This window comes from Marilutibacter chinensis (assembly GCF_021725675.1).
Lineage (GTDB): Bacteria > Pseudomonadota > Gammaproteobacteria > Xanthomonadales > Xanthomonadaceae > Marilutibacter > Marilutibacter chinensis.
Window position 1 is genome coordinate 1 of the sequence record NZ_JAKJPO010000033.1, and the last position, 1,279, is coordinate 1,279.

Genomic DNA, 1,279 nt, shown 5'->3' on the forward strand with positions numbered 1-1,279 from the left:
TTTTCGGCCTGCCATTCTATCGATCCAGAGCGGATTCCTGCGCCTGCTCAGGCCGACGCGTAACGTGCGGCACCGCCGATCCAGCGTGCGACGATCCGCTCGGCGAGCTGCGGCGACTCGCGCATCAGCCGCTCGCCGACCTCGTGCACGCGCGGCAACAGGTCGGCATCGCGGGCGAGGTCGGCGACGCGGAAGCCGGCGATCCCGGTCTGGCGGGTTCCCAGCAGCTCGCCGGGGCCGCGCAGCTCCAGGTCCTTCTCGGCGATCACGAAGCCGTCCTGGGTCTGCCGCATCGTCTCCAGCCGCTGCTTCGCCAGCGCCGACAGTGGTGGCTGGTAGAGCAGCACGCAGTTCGACGCGGCACTGCCGCGCCCGACCCGGCCGCGCAGCTGGTGCAACTGGGCAAGACCGAGCCGCTCCGCATTCTCGATGATCATCAGCGATGCGTTCGGCACGTCGACGCCGACCTCGATCACCGTCGTCGCGACCAGCAGGTCGGTCTCGCCATCCTTGAACGCGCGCATCGCCGCCTGCTTCTCGGTCGCCTTCATCCGCCCATGCACCAGGCCGACCCGCAGGCCCGCCAGTTGCACGGACAGCTCCTCGAAAGCGGTCTGCGCGGCCTGCGCCTCGATCCGGGCGCCCGACCCTCCCTGGTCGGATTTCCCGCCCTCTTCGTTCTCGTCGATGAGCGTGCAGACCCAGTAGGCCTGCCGGCCCTCGGCACAGGCGGCGCGGATGCGTTCGACCAGCTCCGGGCGGCGACCGGCGCTCATCGCGACCGTCTGCACCGGAGTGCGCCCGGGCGGGAGCTCGTCGATCGCCGAGACGTCGAGGTCGGCATAGGCGGCCATCGCCAGCGTGCGCGGGATCGGCGTCGCGGTCATCACCAACTGGTGCGGCACCACCGCATGGGCATCGTCGACGCCCCCGGCGCCCTTGTCGCGCAGGGCCAGCCGCTGGTGCACGCCGAAGCGGTGCTGTTCGTCGACGATCGCCAGCGCCAGGTCGTGGAACCCGACACCCTGCTGCATCAGCGCATGGGTGCCAACCACGACCTGGGCGTCGCCGCAGGCGACCTCGGCGAGCACCTTCGAGCGCGCGCGGCCGGTGACCTTGCCGGCCAGCCAGGCCACCCGCACGCCCAGCGGCTCCAGCCACGCACGCAGGTTGTTCAGATGCTGCTCGGCCAGCAGCTCGGTCGGCGCCATCAATGCCGCCTGCCTGCCCGCATCCACCGCCAGCATCGCCGCCAGCGCGGCGACCACGGTCTTGCCGG

At 71.3% G+C, this 1,279-nt stretch carries 1 protein-coding gene; it reads right to left on the reverse strand.

Features of this window, described 5'->3' with window-relative positions; genetic code table 11:
* Window positions 1-47 precede the first annotated feature (47 nt).
* Window positions 48-1,279: ATP-dependent DNA helicase RecG (locus tag L3V18_RS19185; protein ID WP_237057067.1), on the reverse strand; the 1,232-nt coding region annotated here is incomplete at its 5' end.